The sequence below is a fragment of the Ferrovibrio sp. genome (assembly GCF_046297595.1).
Taxonomy (GTDB): domain Bacteria; phylum Pseudomonadota; class Alphaproteobacteria; order Ferrovibrionales; family Ferrovibrionaceae; genus Ferrovibrio.
Window position 1 is genome coordinate 1 of sequence record NZ_JBKBHT010000003.1, and the last position, 18,334, is coordinate 18,334.

General features: G+C 64.4%; 17 protein-coding genes and 1 tRNA gene. 10 read left to right on the plus strand and 8 right to left on the minus strand.

Features of this window, described 5'->3' with window-relative positions:
- Positions 1-464 (plus strand): GNAT family N-acetyltransferase (locus ACK4FJ_RS08890; protein WP_409765536.1); only part of this gene is annotated, 464 nt, incomplete at its 5' end.
- A gap of 94 nt (positions 465-558) precedes the next feature.
- The gene (locus tag ACK4FJ_RS08895; RefSeq protein WP_409765538.1) at positions 559-1,395 is read left to right on the plus strand and encodes an inositol monophosphatase family protein; all 837 of its coding nucleotides are present in this window, start codon (positions 559-561) and stop codon (positions 1,393-1,395) included.
- Here the strand turns inward: ACK4FJ_RS08895 and ACK4FJ_RS08900 are convergent.
- The 3 genes from ACK4FJ_RS08900 to ACK4FJ_RS08910 are packed head-to-tail and all read right to left on the minus strand — an operon-like array spanning position 1,365 to position 3,310.
- On the minus strand, positions 1,365-2,207 hold the full coding sequence (locus ACK4FJ_RS08900; RefSeq protein WP_409765540.1) for a carbon-nitrogen hydrolase family protein: 843 nt from the start codon (positions 2,205-2,207) through the stop codon (positions 1,365-1,367). The genes ACK4FJ_RS08895 and ACK4FJ_RS08900 overlap by 31 nt on opposite strands.
- A 13-nt stretch (positions 2,208-2,220) precedes the next feature.
- A complete protein-coding gene (grxC, locus tag ACK4FJ_RS08905; protein ID WP_409765542.1) occupies positions 2,221-2,481 on the minus strand; it encodes a glutaredoxin 3 in 261 nt (86 codons plus the stop codon).
- A 43-nt stretch (positions 2,482-2,524) separates the two neighbouring features.
- Positions 2,525-3,310, minus strand: coding sequence for a double zinc ribbon domain-containing protein (locus ACK4FJ_RS08910; RefSeq protein WP_409765544.1), 786 nt, complete (start codon positions 3,308-3,310; stop codon positions 2,525-2,527).
- A 108-nt stretch (positions 3,311-3,418) separates the two neighbouring features.
- Here ACK4FJ_RS08910 and ACK4FJ_RS08915 point away from each other — a divergent pair, with 108 nt between their 5' ends.
- The 5 genes from ACK4FJ_RS08915 to ACK4FJ_RS08935 all read left to right on the plus strand — a co-directional run bounded on the left by ACK4FJ_RS08915 (position 3,419) and on the right by ACK4FJ_RS08935 (position 8,792).
- On the plus strand, positions 3,419-5,218 hold the full coding sequence (locus tag ACK4FJ_RS08915; protein ID WP_409765546.1) for an acyclic terpene utilization AtuA family protein: 1,800 nt from the start codon (positions 3,419-3,421) through the stop codon (positions 5,216-5,218).
- A 52-nt stretch (positions 5,219-5,270) separates the two neighbouring features.
- The gene (gene ada, locus ACK4FJ_RS08920; RefSeq protein ID WP_409765548.1) at positions 5,271-6,356 is read left to right on the plus strand and encodes a bifunctional DNA-binding transcriptional regulator/O6-methylguanine-DNA methyltransferase Ada; all 1,086 of its coding nucleotides are present in this window, start codon (positions 5,271-5,273) and stop codon (positions 6,354-6,356) included.
- Positions 6,357-6,550: 194 nt separating this feature from the next.
- Positions 6,551-7,024, plus strand: a complete 474-nt coding sequence (locus ACK4FJ_RS08925; protein ID WP_409766711.1) for a Dps family protein — start codon at positions 6,551-6,553, stop codon at positions 7,022-7,024.
- Positions 7,025-7,166: 142 nt separating this feature from the next.
- The gene (gene msrP / locus ACK4FJ_RS08930; RefSeq protein WP_409765550.1) at positions 7,167-8,123 is read left to right on the plus strand and encodes a protein-methionine-sulfoxide reductase catalytic subunit MsrP; all 957 of its coding nucleotides are present in this window, start codon (positions 7,167-7,169) and stop codon (positions 8,121-8,123) included.
- Between the two features lie 24 nt (positions 8,124-8,147).
- Positions 8,148-8,792, plus strand: a complete 645-nt coding sequence (locus ACK4FJ_RS08935; protein ID WP_409765552.1) for an HAD family hydrolase — start codon at positions 8,148-8,150, stop codon at positions 8,790-8,792.
- A gap of 264 nt (positions 8,793-9,056) precedes the next feature.
- On the opposite strand, the gene ACK4FJ_RS08940 is transcribed toward ACK4FJ_RS08935, so the two are convergent.
- The 4 genes from ACK4FJ_RS08940 to ACK4FJ_RS08955 form a co-directional block, all read right to left on the minus strand.
- Complete coding sequence (locus ACK4FJ_RS08940; RefSeq protein WP_409765553.1) at positions 9,057-11,276, minus strand: ATP-binding protein; 2,220 nt, start codon at positions 11,274-11,276, stop codon at positions 9,057-9,059.
- Positions 11,276-12,172, minus strand: coding sequence for a LysR family transcriptional regulator (locus ACK4FJ_RS08945; protein ID WP_409765555.1), 897 nt, complete (start codon positions 12,170-12,172; stop codon positions 11,276-11,278). The genes ACK4FJ_RS08940 and ACK4FJ_RS08945 overlap by 1 nt, the downstream gene beginning before the upstream one ends.
- 30 nt (positions 12,173-12,202) lie before the next feature.
- On the minus strand, positions 12,203-13,168 hold the full coding sequence (gene trxB, locus ACK4FJ_RS08950) for a thioredoxin-disulfide reductase (protein WP_409765557.1): 966 nt from the start codon (positions 13,166-13,168) through the stop codon (positions 12,203-12,205).
- 198 nt (positions 13,169-13,366) lie between these two features.
- Positions 13,367-15,352, minus strand: a complete 1,986-nt coding sequence (locus ACK4FJ_RS08955; protein WP_409765559.1) for a hypothetical protein — start codon at positions 15,350-15,352, stop codon at positions 13,367-13,369.
- 327 nt (positions 15,353-15,679) lie between these two features.
- On the opposite strand from ACK4FJ_RS08955, the gene ACK4FJ_RS08960 reads away from it, so the two are divergent.
- The 3 genes from ACK4FJ_RS08960 to ACK4FJ_RS08970 all read left to right on the plus strand — a co-directional run bounded on the left by ACK4FJ_RS08960 (position 15,680) and on the right by ACK4FJ_RS08970 (position 17,891).
- A complete protein-coding gene (locus tag ACK4FJ_RS08960; RefSeq protein ID WP_409765561.1) occupies positions 15,680-16,177 on the plus strand; it encodes an Lrp/AsnC family transcriptional regulator in 498 nt (165 codons plus the stop codon).
- Between the two features lie 389 nt (positions 16,178-16,566).
- Entirely contained in the window at positions 16,567-16,695 is a 129-nt protein-coding gene (locus ACK4FJ_RS08965; protein WP_409765563.1) for a hypothetical protein, read from the plus strand.
- Between the two features lie 20 nt (positions 16,696-16,715).
- The gene (locus ACK4FJ_RS08970; protein ID WP_409765564.1) at positions 16,716-17,891 is read left to right on the plus strand and encodes a DUF6161 domain-containing protein; all 1,176 of its coding nucleotides are present in this window, start codon (positions 16,716-16,718) and stop codon (positions 17,889-17,891) included.
- 74 nt (positions 17,892-17,965) lie between these two features.
- On the opposite strand, the gene ACK4FJ_RS08975 is transcribed toward ACK4FJ_RS08970, so the two are convergent.
- A tRNA-Glu gene (locus tag ACK4FJ_RS08975) sits at positions 17,966-18,041 on the minus strand.
- Between the last annotated feature and the right edge of the window lie 293 nt (positions 18,042-18,334).

An 18,334-nucleotide genomic window follows, 5' to 3' on the forward strand; every position in this document is an offset into this window, starting at 1 on the left:
CGGTGATGCGCCACATGCTGCCCGGCCGGGGCCTGCCGCGCGCCGAGGCCGCCGAACGCGCCAAGAGCAACATCCACAATTTCAACGACCACTGGGAGCGGCGCGGTTATGGCGTCTGGGCGGTGGAAGACCGCGCCAGCGGCCGGCTGCTGGGACAATGCGGCCTGCGCTGGATCGCCGAGGCCGAGCAGACCGAGCTGCTGTATCTGTTTGCCAAAACCGTCTGGGGCCGTGGTCTGGCCACCGAAGCAGGACAGGCCGCCCTGCGCTATGGCTTCGAGATCGGCGGACTGGAAAAACTGATCGCGCTGACCGCCCCCGGCAACAAGGCCTCGCAGCGCGTGCTGGGAAAACTGGGATTCCGGTACGATGGCGAGGCGCCACTGTGGGAGCGGATCGTGAGCTGGTTCGCCCTGCCGCGCGAGGCTTGGCAAGCTGATGCGCCCATCATATCGATGAAATGAAATATCGCAAATTTGCTGTTGGGTCGGCGCGACGGTTGGCGTTACCATCGCCCCGCACCGTCCGTTCCGGCAGCAACGCAGCACAGGCACGGCCATGATCGATCTCGAACTCAGACTGAACCACGCCGCCCAGGTGATCCGCGAAGGTGGCAAACTGGCGCGCGGTTTTTATGACAACCGCAGCGAACTGGTCGTGAAGCTGAAGGGCGTGCAGGATTTCGTCAGCCAGGCGGATTCCGAAACCGAGGACCTGATCGCCTCGCGCCTGCTGGCCGCTTTCCCGCATGACGGCATCCTGGGCGAGGAACGCGGCCGGCGCGGCGGCGAAACCGATGCCCTGTGGGTGATCGATCCCATCGACGGCACGGCGAATTTCGTGCGCGGCCTGCCCTACTGGTGCACGGCCATTGCGCTCGTAGTGAAGGATACGCTGGAACTGGGCCTGATCTACGATGCTATGGCAGACCGACTCTATACCGCGCGGCGCGGCCATGGCGCCTTCTGCAACGGCAAGCCGATCAGCGTCAGCGACACGCGGCAGTTTGATCGCGCCTGCATCGGTATCGGCTTTGGCCATGGCGAAGCCGCCGGGCCGCATGCCGCGCTGGTCGAGCAGCTGTTGTCCGCCCATTGCCAGTATCGCCGGCTGGGCAGCGGCCTGCTGCTGCTGGCACTGGCCGCCGAAGGCGCCACCGACGGCTTCTACGAACACCGCATGAAAGCCTGGGATGCCCTGGCCGGCCTGCTGCTGGTACGCGAGGCTGGCGGCATCACCTGCGACTATGAAGGGCTGGGCGGATTGCAGCGGCCGGAGCCAGTGCTGGCACTTACACCCGCGCTGTGGTCATCGTTCACGAAGGCGACCGGAATCGCCCTGCCGCAATTCAGCGAAACGAACGGCTACTCGGCCGCACGCGCCGGCAGGGTATAAGCCGGATCGTGCCGCCAGGCGGGGATCTGCGCCCGCGCCTTGGCTACCTGCGCCAGATCGATCTCGGCCGTCACCACGCCCACGCCGTCGCCGGCATCGGCCAGCACACGACCCCAGGGATCGATCACCAGCGAATGCCCGTAGGTCTGCCGGTTGCCCGGATGATCGCCCCACATGGCCGGCGCGATCACGAAAGCGCCCGTCTCGATGGCACGCGCCCGCAACAGCACGTGCCAATGGGCCTGCCCCGTAGTGCGGGTGAAGGCGGCCGGGATCGAGATGATGTCGGCACCGGCCTGGGCCAGCCCGCGATACAGGCCCGGGAACCGCAGGTCGTAACAGATCGACATGCCCAGCGTGGCATAAGGCAACGGCGCCAGCACGCCCTCGGCGCCCGGCGCAATCGAATTGGACTCGCGATAGGTTTCGCCCGAGGGCAGATCCACGTCGAAGAGGTGGATCTTGTCGTAACGCGCGGCGATGCCGCCATCGGGCGCCAACAGATACGAACGGTTGAAGTTGCGGTTGGCGCCTTCGGGCTTGATCGCCAGCGAGCCGACCAGCAGCCAGGTATTCAGTTCTTTCGACAGCGCGCGGAAAGCCTGCAATGCCGGATGGCTTTCCTCGGGCCGTCCGGCCGCCACGCTGGCGGCGGCGTTGGCGCCCATGAACCCTGAGTTCTCGGGCGTGGCGATCAGGTCGGCGCCGGCCTCCTTGGCCTTACGCACCAAAGCGGAGACATGGGCGATATTGGCATTCATGTCATCCCAGATATTGGGCTGGACCAGGCCGACCTTGAAGCGCTGCGCCATCACGTCGCCTTTCTTATGCCGCTGCCAGCAGCGGATCGAGTTTGCCCTCGCGCTCCAGCGCGTAGAGATCGTCGCAGCCGCCGACATGGGTGCCGTTGATCCAGATCTGCGGCACGGTGCGGCGGCCGCCGGCCTTCTGCGTCATCTCCTCGCGCTTGGCCGCGTCGTAGGAGACATCGATCTCGTTATAGCTCTGCCCCTTCTTCTCCAGCAGCGCCTTGGCGCGCGCGCAGTAAGGACACATGAAAGTGGTATAGATTTCGATCTGGGCCATCGGGGAAGTCCTTGGGTGAAAAGCCCCTCGCTTTTCAAAGCCATTATATGGCGCCCTGCTCGGCCCGAACAACCCGGGCCAGCGTGAGGACCGTCACCGCCGCAGCACCATTCCGCCGCAGCGCCCGGCTGCAGGCCCCCACCGTGGCGCCCGTGGTCAGCACATCGTCCACCAGCAGCAGGCGTTTGCCCGCCAACTCCTCCTGCCACCGTTCAGCGACCCGGATCGCACCGGCCAGCACCCGCCGACGCTCGACCCGGCTCAGACGCCCCAGGCTGCGGGTCGGCTTCGGTCGCTCCAAAAGGTCGAGCCAGACCGGCCTGTCGCTCAAACGCCCCAGTTCGCGCGCCAGCAGGGCCGACTGGTTGAAGCGTCGCCGCCACAACCGCCAGCGATGCAGCGGCACCGGCACGATGGCATCGCAATCCCGCACCAGTTCGGTACCGGCCGCCAGCAGCATCGCAGCCAGCCCCGGCGCCAGATCGGTACGGTCGGCGCGCTTGAACCGCAGCACCAGATCGCGCCCGCCGCCGGCATAGGTGAAGACGGCCCGGGCACGATCAAACGGCGGTGTTTCCTTCAGGCAGGCGCCACAGACCAGACCCGTCGGCACCGGCACGGCATAAGGCGTGCCGCAAGTCGGGCAGCAGGGTTCGGCGATGAACCCCACCTCCGGCCAGCATGCGGAACAGAGCCGGCCGGGCTCGTCCACCGTCGCGGTGCAAAGCATGCATTGCGGCGGCAGCAGCGAGTCGGCCACACCCCGCCAGGCCCGCCGGGCGGCACGCAGCGGAAACAGCGACCAGTCGTGCGATGAAGCGTTCAGCATGCGAGGTTAGGCGGACATTGACGCGACGGCAGGCGCATACGGAGACATGACGCGCGGTCTGCCGGCCGGTATGGTGGCATAAAAATACGCCGGAGAGGAAACGGAACCATGAGCGGCAGCAGCGACAAGACCATCCGCATCGGCGGCGCCTCGGCCTTCTGGGGCGATTCCATGGTGGCCGCGCCGCAGCTTCTGATGCAGGGCGAGGTTGATTACCTGATCTTCGACTACCTGGCCGAGATCACCATGTCGATCATGGCCCGCATGCGCGCGAAAGACCCGGCGCAGGGGTATGCTACCGACTTCGTTGCCGTCACGATGAAACGCCTGCTGCCCGAACTGGCGCGGCGCAAGGTGAAGGTGGTGGCCAATGCCGGCGGCGTGAACCCGGCCGCCTGCGCCGCCGCGATCCGCGCGCTGATTGCCGAAGCCGGCCTGCCGCTGAAAGTAGGCGTGGTGCTGGGCGACGACCTGCTGCCGCAGATCGAAACACTGAAACCGAAGCTGGAACCGATGCAGCATGGTGCCGTGGTGCCGGAGCGGTTCATGTCGGCCAATGCCTATCTGGGCGCCGCACCGATTGCCGCCGCCCTGAAGGCCGGCGCCGATATCGTGGTGACCGGCCGCTGCGTCGATTCCGCGCTCTGCCTGGGGCCTTTGCTGCATGAATTCTGCTGGGACCTGCGGGATTTCGACCGCCTCGCCGCCGGCAGCCTGGCCGGCCATATCATCGAATGCGGCGCCCAGGCCTCGGGCGGCCTGTTCACCGATTGGCGCGACGTGCCGGACTGGGACAATATCGGTTATCCCATCGCCGAGGTCAGCGCCGATGGCAGCTTCGTCGTCACCAAGCCGAAGGGCACCGGCGGCCTGGTCAGCGTGGGCACGGTTTCCGAGCAGTTGGTCTACGAGATCGGCGACCCGGCCAGCTATTTCCTGCCCGACGTGACCTGCGATTTCACCGCCGTGAAGATCGAACAGGTGGGCGAAAACCGCGTGTGCGTTTCCGGTGCAAAAGGCCGACCGCCGACCGACCGCTACAAGGTCTCGGCCACCTATCTGGACGGCTTCCGCGCCGTGGCGCATCTCACCATCGGCGGCATCGAAGCGCGCGCCAAGGCCGAACGCACGGCGGAAGCGATCCTCAAGCGCACGCGACGGCTGTTCGCCATGCTCAATCTTGGCGATTACCGCGCCACGTCGATAGAGGTACTGGGCACGGAAGCCATGTACGGCCCACATGCCCAGCCCGGCGTGCTGGCCAGTCGCGAGGTGGTGCTGAAACTGAGCGTCAGCCACACGGATAAAACCGCGCTCGACATCTTCGCCCGCGAGATCGCGCCGGCGGGCACGTCATTCTCTGCCGGCACCACCGGATTCTTCGGCGGCCGCCCGACGCCGCAGCCGGTGGTGAAGCTGTTTTCCTGCTTCATCCCGAAAGCCGCGCTTCACGTGGTGATCGACATGGCCGGCACGCCCGCGCCATGCGACCTGCCGCTTGTCAGCGGCGACAGCACCGGCATGCCGGCCGGACAGCCCGATCTGCGGCCGATGGACGATGGCCCGCGCCGCGCGGTGCCGTTGGTGCGGCTGGCCTGGGCGCGGTCGGGCGACAAGGGCGATGACAGCAATATCGGCGTGATCGCGCGCAAGCCGGAATACCTGCCGGCGATCCGCGCGGCGCTGACCGAAGACGCCGTGCAACGCTATTTCAGCCATCTTGTGGAAGGTCCGGTCGAGCGCTTCGAATGGCCCGGCATCCATGGCCTGAATTTCCTGCTGCGCCATGCCCTGGGCGGTGGCGGTATCGCCAGCCTGCGCAACGATCCGCAAGGCAAGGCCTATGCCCAGATGCTGCTGGATTACCCCGTGCCTGTGCCGGTGGCCTGGGGGCTGGCGGATCAATAGCAACGCAAAAGCCGGATAGCCGGCCGGCGCGGGCGGGATTACCTTCAGTCCCATGAAACACACATCCCGCATTGGCCGCCAGCCAACCGACGCCGAGTTCGCCGCCATCAAAGGCAACGATGCTGCCGCCGATGGCCGTTTCCTCTATGGCGTCGCCACCACAAAAATCTTCTGCCAGCCGTCCTGCATCAGCCGCGCGCCGAAGCGGGAGAATGTGCGCATTTTCGCTGATGCCGCAGCGGCACAGGCTGCCGGCTTCCGGCCATGCAAACGCTGTCGGCCCGATCAGATCCCCGCTGCCGATGCGCGACTGGAACGTGCCCGCAAGCTGATCGACGAACGGCTGGCGGCCGGCGAGTCCGCGCCGACGCTGACCCAACTCGCCCGCGTGGCCCATATGGGCGCCACCCATCTGCAACGCCGCTTTGCCGCGGCTTATGGTCTGAGCCCACGCGCCTATGCCGAAGCACAGCGCATCGCGGCCCTGAAACAACACTTGAAGAAAGGAAACGGCGTGTCGGATGCGATCTATGGCGCCGGTTTCGGCGCCGCCAGCCGGGTCTACGAAAAAGCCGACCGCTGGCTTGGCATGACGCCAGCCGCCTATCGCCGCGGCGGCGAAGGCCTGACCCTGACGGTGGCGATCCGCCGCACGGCGATGGGATCGACGCTGGTGGCCGAAAGTCCGCGCGGCATCGCCGCCCTGCTGTTCGGCCGCAACGAAAACACCATGCTTGCAGAGCTGCGCGATGAATTCCCCGCTGCCCGCATCGACCGCGACGACAAGGCCGGTTCAGCCGCCTTTGCCGCGCTGGAGGCCATGCTGGCGGGCAAGGCACCGCCGAAAGGCCTGCGGCTGGACCTGCGCGGCACGCCATTCCAGATCCGGGTCTGGAGCGCCCTGCAGGCTATCCCGGCCGGCGAGACGCGCAGCTATAGCGAAATCGCCGCCAGCCTGGGCCACCCCAGAGCCTCGCGCGCCGTCGGTTCGGCCTGCGCCAACAACATCATCGGCGTGCTCGTGCCCTGCCACCGTGCCCTACGCAGCGATGGCGGCCTCGGCGGTTACCGCTGGGGGCTGGAGCGTAAGGAAAAGCTGCTGACCGGCGAAGGCGTCGAGCTCGAACCCGCCGAATAATTCTGCTTAAGGGCCGCGTTTGCGATAAATCATTGCCGCACAGCCGCCATATTGGGTTCTTATTGTCTTCGGCATAATGCTGCAGGATTTGCATGGCCGGCATGTTGGCATGTCGGCGGCTCGCTCTTGCAGTTTATTATAATAGTTCTAAATTTATCAGAAGAACCCGAAGGAAAAGGAGTGGTCCCATGGCTGTGGCTATCGATATCGGCATCCCCGACAAGGAACGCAAAAAAATCGCCGATGGCCTGTCGCGCCTCCTGGCCGATACATACACGCTCTATCTGAAGACCCACAATTACCACTGGAATGTCGAAGGTCCGATGTTCCAAACCCTGCACACCATGTTCGAGACCCAGTACACCGAACTGGCGCTGGCCGTCGATTTGATCGCCGAGCGCATCCGCGCACTGGGCCATTACGCGCCGGGTTCCTATGCGCAGTATGCCAAGCTGTCCTCGATCAGCGAGGAAACCGGCGTGCCGGCCGCGCAGGACATGATCAAGAATCTGGTGAAGGGTAACGAAGCGGTGAGCAAGACCGCGCGTGAACTCTTCCCGGTGGTGGAAAAATCCTCTGACGAACCGACCGCCGACCTGCTGACCCAGCGCATGCAGATCCACGAGAAGACCGCCTGGATGCTGCGCAGCCTGCTGGAAAAGAAGTAATCGCCGGAAATCGTCCCGACCGGCTGTAACGTTTCGCTCCGTTTCACCGAAGCTTGATTAGAAACCGGCCCGCGACCCGCTAGGTTAACACCTGACGGATTGCGGGCCTGGGTCTGGCCTTGTTGTGAATGGAGTCGACCTCATGTTGATCAAGCGACGTCGCGGCTGGGAAATCCCCGAAAGTCAGGCCACACCGGAGGCCATATTCCTGAACCGGCGCCAGATTGTTACCGGCCTGGGCATGGCTGGTCTTGTCGCGGCCGGCATGCGGCCTGCACAGGCCCAGACCGCCGGCATTGCCGCCGAGCTTTACCCCGCCAAGCGCAACCCGGCCTACACGCTCGACCGCGAGCTGACCGAGGAAAAGGTCGCCACCAGCTACAACAACTTCTACGAATTCGGCACCAGCAAGAATATCGTGCGGCCGGCCCAGGCCCTGACCATCAAGCCCTGGCAGGTGAAGATCGACGGCATGGTGGAAAAGGAAATCGTCATCGATGCCGAAGACCTGATCCGCAAGATGCCGGTGGACGAACGCCTGTATCGCCATCGCTGCGTCGAGGCCTGGTCGATGTCCGTGCCATGGAGCGGCTTTCCGCTCAAGGCGCTGGTCGATTTCGCCAAGCCGCTGTCGGGTGCGAAATACCTGCGCATGGAAACATTCAAGCGGCCCGAGGAGGCCAGCGGCCAGAAACAGTTCTGGTATCCCTGGCCCTATGTGGAAGGCCTGAGCCTGGCTGAAGCACGCAACGATCTGGCCTATATCGCCACCGGCGTCTATGGCAAACCGATCCCGAAGCAGATGGGTGCGCCGCTGCGCCTGGCCGTGCCGTGGAAATACGGATTCAAGTCGGTGAAGTCGATCGTACGCTTCACCTTCACCGACCAGAAACCGAAAAGCTTCTGGGAAGCCATGGCGGCTGATGAATACGGTTTCTGGGCCAATGTGAATCCGGCCGTGGCGCATCCGCGCTGGAGCCAGGCCACCGAAGAGGTGATCGGCACCGGCAAGCGCGTGCCGACTCTGATTTACAATGGCTATGGCGAACAGGTGGCCGATCTTTACAAGGACATGACAGGCGAGAAGCTGTTCATGTGAGCGGCCTTCGGCTATCCATCCTGGATGGCCTTCGATCTGATCATCTTCGACATGGACGGCACGCTGGTGGACAGCGAGCCGATCGCCAACCGTGTCTTCCATGAAAAGCTGGTGCAGCTTGGCCTCGATCCGCGCTTCGACGAGGCCACTGTCGCCGCCGACCTGACCGGCCTGGCGCTTTCAAGCTGCTTTACCATCGTACGCGAGCGCTACGGCATCGTGCTGCCCGAGGATTTCGAGGCCGACCTGCAGGCGGAAACCTTCCGCAGGTTAAGCCGCGACCTGCGCCCGGTGACTGGCGTGCCGGACATGCTGCATCGGGTGGCTGCGCGGCCGAAATGCGTCGCGTCGTCTTCCGAACTCGACAAGATCGCCCTCAGCCTCGAGCTGTGCGGCCTGAGCGGCCATTTCGGGCCGCATACCTTCAGCGCGCAGCAGGTGACGAACGGCAAGCCGCATCCCGACCTGTTCCTGTTCGCCGCGGAGCGCATGGGCCACGCACCCACCGCCTGCGCCGTGGTGGAAGACAGCCTGCCGGGTGCCCAGGCCGGCATCCGCGCCGGCATGACGGTTTTCGCCTATCGCCCTGGCGGCGACGGCGAGGTCTTCGCGACAATGGGCTGCCGTGTATTCCATGACATGGCCTACCTGCCGGCCCTGCTGGGGTGAGGACAAAAAAAAGCCGGCCTGAGATCAGGCCGGCTAAGTCTTAACAGGGAGGCTCCGCGCGAGACGCGCGGAAGGCCGAAACAGCGGGGGAGCTGCCACGGCCGAGTTTCTGGCCGGGGCCAAAAACCGAGAAGATGCTGCGACGCAACATCTGACAGGCACAGATGTAAGCTGTGTCGGGCCATTTGAGTATCCATCGAATTGTCAAGTCAGCTATGCGGTCAGCGCATGACTCGAGGCTGTAAAGAATCCCCGGGATTCCAATCAGCTAGCGGAAGCCGCCAAGCTGGGCGGTGGCGGAAAATGCAGCCGGACCGTGGTGCCCTGCCCCGGCTCGCTGAGGATTTCCAGCTGGCCGCCATGCAGTTCAGTCAGGGCCTTCACCAGCGGCAGGCCGAGGCCGGTGCCGCGCATCTGCGAAACCAGGGCTGAATCGATGCGGCCGAAAGGCTCCAGCGCCTTCTGCACGTCGTCGGGCGCCATGCCCACGCCGGTATCGCTGACTTCCACCACCGCACCGCCGTTTTCGGCCGGCAGCAGGCGGAATTCGGCCCGGCCGCCCGAGGGCGTGTATTTCACCGCGTTGGACAGCAGGTTGACCAGGATCTGCTTGGCCAGGCGTTCATCGGCATAGAGCGTGGCGCCATCGGGCGCCGGCGCAGCCTGCAGGATCACCATGCGGTCGGCAGCCAGCGGGCGCAGCAGCGTGAGGCAATCCTGCGCCAGCTTGGCCCAGGGGATATGCTCGGCCACCAGCTTCATCTTGCCGGCCTCGACCTTGGACAGGTCGAGGATGTCGTCGATCACCGCCAGCAGATGCCGGCCGGCGGCGAGGATGTCCTGGGCGTAGCGGTCGTATTGCGGCACGCCGGACGCGCCGAGCAGCTGCAGCGACATGATCTCGGAAAAGCCGATGATGGCGTTGAGCGGCGTGCGCAGCTCGTGGCTCATATGGGCGAGGAACTGCGACTTGGCGCGGTTGGCGAATTCGGCATCCTGGTGCGCCTTCAGCGCGGTCTGGCGTGCGGCCTCCAGGGTTTCGGTGCGCGCCGCCAGCATCTCGGCCTGGCTGGCCAGGCTTTCATTGGCCTCGCGCAATTCGCGTTCGCTGCGCTTGAGCTGGGTGATGTCGGTGATCAGCGAGGCGGTGCCGCCCGAGGTGATGCGGAAATCGCGAATCTGCAGCCAGCGCCGGTCGCGCGTGTCGTAGAAGATATGCGGCTCGCCGCGCGCGTTGGCAAAGGTGCGTTTGCGGGTGGCGATCCATTCGCTGTAATCCGTGCGCACGCCGGCCGCCGCCGGTTCGGGCCGGTTGCGCACCGAGGCCTGGCAGATTTCGTCATGCATCATGCCGACGATGCGCGACAACGGCACGCCGATGATATCGGCATAGGCCTGGTTGCAGATGACCAGCCGGGCATCGGGATCGAACAGCGCGACGCCATCGGGCGCCACCGCCAGAGCGTCGCTCAGGTGCTGTTCGGCGGCGCGCAGCTTTTCTTCCGAGGCCTTGCGGTCGGTGATGTCGTTGACCACCACCAGAGCCGCGTCCTGCTCGGCATATTTCATCGGCACGGCGGCCACCGTGGCCCAGATCGCCCGGCCCTGGGCGGTAGCGATCTGCAGTTCCTCGTCGGGCCGCGCCGGTGTGGCACCGAAAATCCGCTCCCGGTGCGCCGGGTCGAGCACATAGCGCGGCGTGGCGGCATCGGCGCCGCCATCGCCGATCCCGAACAGCTCGGCCGCCTGGCGGTTGCTGTAGAGGAAGGCACCATCGCTGCGCCGGCTGACCACGATGGGAAACGGCGCGGCATCGAGGATCGAGCGCAGGCGGGCCTGCGCCGCCTCGGCATCCTCGCTGACCCGGGTGCGATCCTGCAGCATGCCGCGCAGGCGTTCGACCAGTTCGCTGCTGCGCCGGTAATAGCGGTTGAGCCGAAAGGCGAAGCTGAGCAGCAGCAGGATGACGACGACGGCGGCCCCACCCAGCAGCTGGCTGGTCGGCTCGGGGTGCAGCAGCAGCAGGATCATCGTGGGCACGATGGCCAGCAGCACCACGACAGCCGAGGCGGTGAACTGCACGGCGACCGTGAGGCTGACGGAGGCGATCATGCCGGCGATGCACATCAGGGCCAGCAAGGGCGCCGGATCGCGCGGCAGTATCGTGATCATCGCCGCCATGACGCCAAACAGCGCGCCGTTCAGGGCATAACCGGAGATCAGGCGCCAGCGCCACGCCATGGCAAATTGCCGGCGCTCGCGGCTGACGAGGAAAGCGCGGTGGTTGAAATACTGCAGCCCCACCACCAGCAGCGTGCCGGCCACATAGGCGATGCGCCAGGCCAGATCGAGATAGCCATCGAGCAGGAAGGCGACGAACACGGCCACGATGGCCTGTGCCGCCATGTCATAGGGACGGCGAACCCGGACGAGCAACTCGTTGCGGCGCGCGATGCCGCTCAGACTGTCGGGTTGCCATCTCATCAGTATTGCCAGTCGGCCACCTTGCGCAGCAGGAAATCGCGGAACACGGCAAGCCGCTTGGTATTGCGCAGTTCCTCGGGATAGACGAGGTAGGTGTCGAAGCTGGGCCCGTCGACATTGGGCAGCACGCGCACGATGCGCGGATTGCTCTCGACCATGTAATCCGGCAGGGCGGCGATGCCCAGACCGCTGGCCATCGACTGTTTCACGCCATAGACGTTGTTGATGGTGAGGATCGGCTCGCGCGGCGCCAGCGGCTCGCCCGCCTTGAGCAGCCAGTTGATGTTGTTGAAATGCGCCGGCGCTTCCTCGCCATAGACGATCAGATGATGGCGGTCGAGATCATCGATGGTCTGCGGCGCGCCGAAGCGGGCGACGTAATCCACCGAGGCATAGACATGGTTATGCACGGTGAGCAGCTTGCGGTAGACCAGATCGGCCTGGGTGGGCTTCCACATGCGGATCGCCACATCGGCTTCGCGCATGGAGAGGTCGAGTTCGCGGTCGTCCACCACCATCTCGATGCGGATATCGGGATAGAGGTCCATGAACTCCTTCAGCCGCGGCGCCAGCCAGATCGTGCCGAAAGCCACCGTGGTGGTGACGCGCAGCTCGCCCGAGGGCTTGTCCTTGGCGTCGGCGATCATCGCCTCGGTGACGGCCAGGCGGGCGAATATCTCGCGCGCCGTGCGGTAGAGCAGCTCGCCCTGCTCGGTCAGGATCAGGCCGCGCGCATGGCGGTGGAACAGCGTGGCGTTGAGCTGGGTTTCCAGCGCGCCGATCTGGCGGCTGACCGCCGACTGGCTCAGGCCCAGCGACTCGCCGGCATGGGTGAGGCTGCCGGCCTCGGCCACGGCGTGAAAGATGCGCAGCTTGTCCCAGTCAAGCGCAGACATGACCCCCCCAGATTATCGCGCGCGCGCCGCTCAGTCGGCGGCGTCGGCCGATGGCTGCGCGTGATGCGCGACGAATTTCTCGGCCTCCAGCGCCGCCATGCAGCCGGTGCCCGCCGCCGTGACGGCCTGGCGGTAGACCTTGTCCTGCACGTCGCCGCAGGCGAACACGCCGGCCACGGATGTCTGCGTCGTGCCGGGCTTGGTGGTGAGGTAGCCTTCCGCATCGAGCGGCAGCTGGCCCTTGAACAGTTCGGTGTTCGGCGTGTGGCCGATGGCAATGAACACGCCGTCGGTGACGACCTCCTGGGTGGCGCCGCTCTGGGCATTTTTGAGCCGCACGGCCGTGACGCCCTGGCCCTCGGCGCCGAGGATCTCATCGACCACATGGTTCCACACCACGCGGATCTTGGGATGGGCGAACAGGCGCTCCTGCAGGATCTTCTCGGCGCGCAAGGAATCGCGGCGATGCACCAGCACCACCTCGCTGGCATGGTTGGTGAGGTACAGTGCCTCTTCGACCGCCGTGTTGCCGCCGCCGACCACCACCACCTTCTTGCCGCGATAGAAGAAGCCGTCGCAGGTGGCGCAGGCCGAGACGCCGAAGCCCTGGAAGGCCTGCTCGCTGGGCAGGCCGAGCCACTTGGCCTGGGCGCCGGTGGCGATGATGAGCGTGTCGCCGATATAGGTGTCGCCGGAATCGCCCTTGGCCACGAAGGGCCGGCGCGAGAGATCGACCGACACGATGTAGTCGTTGATGATGGTGGTGCCGACATGCTTCGCCTGCGCCTCCATCTGCTCCATCAGCCAGGGGCCCTGGATCACGGAGGCGAAGCCCGGATAGTTCTCGACATCGGTGGTGATGGTGAGCTGGCCGCCCGGCTGCAGGCCATGGACCATGATCGGCTGCAGCGAGGCGCGGGCGGCATAGATCGCCGCCGTGCATCCGGCGGGGCCGGAGCCGAGGATGAGGACCTTGGTGCGGTGGGTGGTTGCCATGATCGGAACTCCGGACGCGGGCGTAAAATGCTGAAATTCGGCGTTTTGGGATTATGACAGCGGGCGCCCCTCCCGCCAAGGGAAAGGCCCGGACTCGCGGCGGATGCGGCTTTTCGGCGCATCGGATGTGACGCCCCGATGACAGCCGCCCGGCGACTCGCAGCCTGATATAGGGCGGCCCTGGCTGCGCGGCAGCCCTCAGAAGCCGAACATGTGATCGATGCAGAAGCTGCTCTGGCCGTTTTGCAGGCCGTGGAAGCCGAACAGGCGGCAGCTGGTGTCGCGCACCTGCACCCAGGCATCCGCCCCGGCCCGGTCCAGATCGGCGGCGGCGAACACCTCCGAGACCCGGAAGAAGCGCGAGCCGCCATAGGGGATCGGCAACGGCGTTTCGGCCACTTTCTCGGCCCGGGCACTGAACAGGATCAGCGCGGTCTGCGAGGCATCCTGGCCATAGGCATCCTTGGGCAGCGAGGCCGGGTAGACCAGGTGGCAGATCGTGTCGAACGGCCGCGCCCCCATGCGCAGGAACAACCGCGTGGTGAGGCCCGGCGGCCGGTGCGTGTAGCTTTGCGGCTCGTCGCGGTAGGTGATCGGCATGTTGTAGATATGCGCGCCGAAGATCGTTTCGGCAGCATGGCCGGATGCGCGCTGCTCGTACAGACCCAGCGCATGCAGCCAGCCATCGGCGTCGCCGCCTTCCCGGAAGTCATAGAGATATTCGACGTGGCCATAACCCGATTTCAGCGCGGCTTTCGCCTCATCCAGCCAGACATCAATATCGGTGGGATGGGATTCGCGGCGCGCCAGGCGGCCCAGATACCGTTCCAGCACAACCGTGCCATCGGCATCGATCAGTACGGCGCGGATCGGCAGTTCCTGCTGTGCCGTCGACATCGGCGTGGGCAGCGTGACGGACTTCCAGTCTTTCAACGGCAGCACCGGGAGCGGCATGATGTAGCCCTTGCCGATCAGGGCGGCCAGTTCCGGCAGTTTCGGATCTGGCTTGAGATCGGTGCGTTCGACATTGGCATGCGCGATACGGCGTTTGCCGTTATCGGAACGCACGATCTCATAGCGCGGACGCACGAAATAGCGCCCGGCCTGGATCTCGATCTGGTCGGGGAACCGCGCCTGCGGCAGCAGTTTGCCCAGATCGACCGGCACCGTGCCGAACGGCGGCACTTCGCCATGCCACCAGGCGATATCCTGCGAGCCCATGATGTTGATGCCGACGCCCCCCGACGGAATCGCCACCGGATGGCTGTTCTGCACCCAGAGCAGCAGGCTTTCGCCATCCTTGGGCGCGGGCACGCCGGCATAGAGATCGGCCGGCCAGGCATTGGCATCGTGAGTGCAGGAGAGCTGCCGCCCGGAATCCGAGAAGCTGTCGAGCGCGTATTTCACCACGTCATGGCCCTTGATACGCAGGGCGTGGATGAACAGCGAGCCGGCAAAGTCGGTCAGCCCGAAGCGGCGGCGCACGTCGCGGCTGTCGATCCCCACGGCCTGGAACGCGCCGGGCAGGGGTTCGGTCCATTCCGCCAGCACCTGGCCGTCGGCGCCAAACAGGCAGAGCCACAGGGCGGGCTCCTTGGCGCCGTAGCCCGACCAGTAATCGGCCGTGACGACCTTGGTGTGCAAGCCCTCGCCATCGTCGCTGTTTTCCACGTCGCGCAGGAAGGCGAAGTTGGTGGCGAAGTTGATCGGGTCGAGATAGCGGCCGGGATTCGACAGCCATTCCTGCGGCAGGCGCATGGCATCCAGCGTGAAGACCTGGCAGCCCGGGGGCAGCAGGCGGGCGATCTGCGACTTGTGAATCTCGGCATCGAAGGCGGTGATCAGCACGGCATCGGGCTGCAGCGCCGCGATCGCAGTGACCGGCTGGGTCGGCAGGCCCAGCCGCGTCTGGCCGAGATCTTCCACGCGCTGCACGAAAACGCCGGCCAGGGCCCGGCGCGGGACCGGGTAGAAGGCATCCAGCGGATCGGCGGCGGCCTGCGGCTCGGGGTCGTAGACGGCCAGGCGTTGGAAACCGGCCAGCCCCTGCACCAGGGCGCGCGCCTGGGCGGCGATGCGCGGATGGCCCAGCGCCTTGAACAGGCAATGGCCGCCGAAATTGTTGCCCGGCCGCCAGCCGTTGCGGCTGTCGGGATTGGAAAAGGTATCGATTTTCAGCGCCATGAACCCCGGGCCTGCCTGCCCGTTTATGCTTGCCGGGTCGCCCCGGAAATCCCCCACCGCACACCCCCCTTGGCGCCGGTTTGTCGGCGAAGATGTAGCACCAAGCAGGACGAGGGGAAATTGATTCACCGCAAAGCTTTTTGTCGCCGGCCGCTTGCCGCCCGGGCCTGTGATGCGGGCCACGATCCTGGCCACGATCCGGTCCACCACGCTCCCCCGCCTGCCCCTCCGTATACGCGCAATTTTCTTAGCCCTTGAGGCTTGGATTCTTGCCCGTATTTATAATATTGTTGCGCGACCTCCAGTTCAGACAATGAGAATATTTCCATGCAGCGCGTGAAGCTCGACCTCATCGACCGCAAGATCCTGGCCGACCTGCAGGCCGACGGGCGGATGACCAACGTGGAGCTGGCGCAGCGCGTGGGCATCTCGGCGCCGCCCTGCCTGCGACGGGTGCGCGCCCTGGAGGAGGCCGGCTTCATCAAGGGCTATCACGCCGACCTCAACCCGCAGCAGCTGGGTTATGGCGTGACGGTATTCGCCATGGTGGGCCTGAACAGCCAGGCCGAGCATGACCTGGTGGCCTTCGAGCAGACCGTGGCCGGCTGGGCCCAGGTGCGCGAATGCTACATGCTGGCCGGGGAGAACGACTTCATCCTGAAGATCGTTGCCCGCGACTGGGACGCCTACCAGACCTTCCTGACGCGGGAACTCACCGCGCTGCAGAACGTGGCCCATGTGAAAACCGCGCTGACCATCCGCTGCTCCAAGAGCGAGCCGGGCGTGCCGGTGGACATGCCGGCCGAGGAAGACGCCGCCGAATAACGGGCGGCCGACCAAGCGGCCCGGGCATCCCGCCCGAAAGGTTAAAATCCGATATCAGTGATATCACTGGCATAAATCCGGCGTTTTGAATCGGTTTTGCGCCTGTTTGCGACACGGGCTACGGGTTCCGGCGGTTTGCGGCGCCGGGCCGCGGTTTTTCATCGTTTTGCGATCCTTTTCAGACAGTTTGGACGATTTTGTTGCCCGGCAGCCGACGGCGGAAAAGCCGCGTCTGGCCATGGCCCGGACAAACAGAACAATATAGGAACGATTTGGCGGGGATCAAGGCGATCAACTGACTGGCCGCATCCTTGCGCCATGCTACGATACAAAATGTGTCCAGTGATTAAGTCTGGCTATGAGCGATTACGCCTCCCTAATGTTGCATCTTGGCATGCGCGCGAGGCCTCGCGCTTAAGATCATGGCCCAGCTGCAGATTGCACTGGGTATCTGCTACTCCGAGAGCGAACTAGGCGCGCCGGTGGGCACGCCGGCCGGGGAAGATGCGGCCGAATGAGAAATAATGGGGGGATAAAAATGTCGACGCAGATCGACCGTGAAATTTCTCCGGGCGTCCGATTAACTTTTGACAACAAAGCAGAGCTTCTCGCCTTCCTTGAGGAAGAGATGCAACGCTGGTCCTCCATGTCAGTTGCAGGGACGCGTTATGCGGCAGTGCATAGCCGTGCCGTGGAGCATCAGAAGCGCCGCTTACAGAAAATAATTAATCAGACGCTTAACGCGCCAGGAAGCAATCTGACCGCCGAGATCAATAGTTTGGCTTGGTTTGATGAGAAGCAAGACGCGCCGAGAGTACTTTGCTCATTAATCCCGGCCGATGCTACGGCACTCCTATTAGCAGACTCAGATCCTGACGCGGCATCGTTGGGTATGGCCGCTAGAATACGAGCAGAAGACATTCTTAATCAGCTTAACAATAATCACGCTGATGCCGTACTTGCCCTGAGCCGCTACACAGCCGCCGCGGCAGGATGGGCAGGTCATGCAGAGAGCTTCGCAGCACTACTTAAGAAGTTTGACGGAGCGCTAAGCAAATGGAAGCAAGATGTCTCAATCGCAGTTGCTGGAGCGAAAGCAGCTGAAACTAGCGCACAGTTGCGAGCTGATGCGCTCGAGAAACAGACGCTTGAGCAAGCTGAGAAACATGCATTCCTTATGGATGAGCACGGTAAAAAATACGCTCTACTTATGGAGGATCATAAAAAAGCACTGAAGGCGATGGAGGAAAAATTCCTCACCGAGATGGCGCATCGGGGCCCCATTAAATATTGGACTGACCGCGCATCGGAAGGACGAACTGCTGCTTGGCGATGGTTGGGCGGATTTGTCGTTGCTGCTCTATTGACCCTTGGCTTGGTGGTATGGACGGGGCCGGGACTATTGTCACTTCTCAAGGACAAGAACGATCAAATCAGCCTTGCTGCCGTACCACTTCTATTGGCAGCACTTTTGCCCTTGCTATGGGTGCTTCGTCACATCGCGCGTATGTTCGCCGATAACATTGCTGACTCACGGGATGCGGCACAAAGGGCGGCTCTTACGAGCACCTATCTCGCGCTTTCAACACAGGAGAAAGTACAATTCACCGACGATGAAAGAGCCATTATCATGCAAGCTCTTTTCCGGCCGAGTCCTGCGCAGCCAACTGAAGATGGCGTACCGCTCCCACTGCTCGAAATATTAAAGCGTTAAATAAACGCAATGCGTATAACACGCCTTGAGTACAGGGTGTGTCGGCAGAACTACTACGAATTCCGGAAAGAAGTTGGCGTCCCCACGGGGATTCGAACCCCGGTTTGCGCCGTGAGAGGGCGCCGTCCTGGGCCTCTAGACGATGGGGACCCATAGCAGCGGCGAACCGAGCGCCGCGCGAGGCGCACCAGATACAGGAGCCGGCCGGGCGGTGCAAGGGTTTTGGGCAAGGGGTCTGGCCCCGCACCATCCCCCAGGCGTTTTCCGGCCCCCGAATTTGCCCAGCCGGCACAGGGATTTGGCCCCGCCGGCGGCCCAGGCGATGGCCGGGCTTTTTGTTTTACGAGACGCTTGCATCGGATTCATGGCTGGGTATAGTGCGCGCCTGCAACCGGCACCCCGCCGGTTGATCGTCGGGTTTCTCGCCCGCCGATGCCGGGTTT

Coding starts and splice junctions, on each gene's coding strand:
- ACK4FJ_RS08970 (WP_409765564.1), top strand. CDS start 16,716: ATGTCGACGCAGATCGACCGTGAAATTTCTCCGGGCGTCCGATTAACT.
- ACK4FJ_RS08935 (WP_409765552.1), top strand. CDS start 8,148: ATGGCCTTCGATCTGATCATCTTCGACATGGACGGCACGCTGGTGGAC.
- msrP (WP_409765550.1), top strand. CDS start 7,167: ATGTTGATCAAGCGACGTCGCGGCTGGGAAATCCCCGAAAGTCAGGCC.
- trxB (WP_409765557.1), bottom strand. CDS start 13,168: ATGGCAACCACCCACCGCACCAAGGTCCTCATCCTCGGCTCCGGCCCC.
- ACK4FJ_RS08940 (WP_409765553.1), bottom strand. CDS start 11,276: ATGAGATGGCAACCCGACAGTCTGAGCGGCATCGCGCGCCGCAACGAG.
- grxC (WP_409765542.1), bottom strand. CDS start 2,481: ATGGCCCAGATCGAAATCTATACCACTTTCATGTGTCCTTACTGCGCG.
- ACK4FJ_RS08955 (WP_409765559.1), bottom strand. CDS start 15,352: ATGGCGCTGAAAATCGATACCTTTTCCAATCCCGACAGCCGCAACGGC.
- ACK4FJ_RS08895 (WP_409765538.1), top strand. CDS start 559: ATGATCGATCTCGAACTCAGACTGAACCACGCCGCCCAGGTGATCCGC.
- ada (WP_409765548.1), top strand. CDS start 5,271: ATGAAACACACATCCCGCATTGGCCGCCAGCCAACCGACGCCGAGTTC.
- ACK4FJ_RS08915 (WP_409765546.1), top strand. CDS start 3,419: ATGAGCGGCAGCAGCGACAAGACCATCCGCATCGGCGGCGCCTCGGCC.
- ACK4FJ_RS08910 (WP_409765544.1), bottom strand. CDS start 3,310: ATGCTGAACGCTTCATCGCACGACTGGTCGCTGTTTCCGCTGCGTGCC.
- ACK4FJ_RS08945 (WP_409765555.1), bottom strand. CDS start 12,172: ATGTCTGCGCTTGACTGGGACAAGCTGCGCATCTTTCACGCCGTGGCC.
- ACK4FJ_RS08960 (WP_409765561.1), top strand. CDS start 15,680: ATGCAGCGCGTGAAGCTCGACCTCATCGACCGCAAGATCCTGGCCGAC.
- ACK4FJ_RS08900 (WP_409765540.1), bottom strand. CDS start 2,207: ATGGCGCAGCGCTTCAAGGTCGGCCTGGTCCAGCCCAATATCTGGGAT.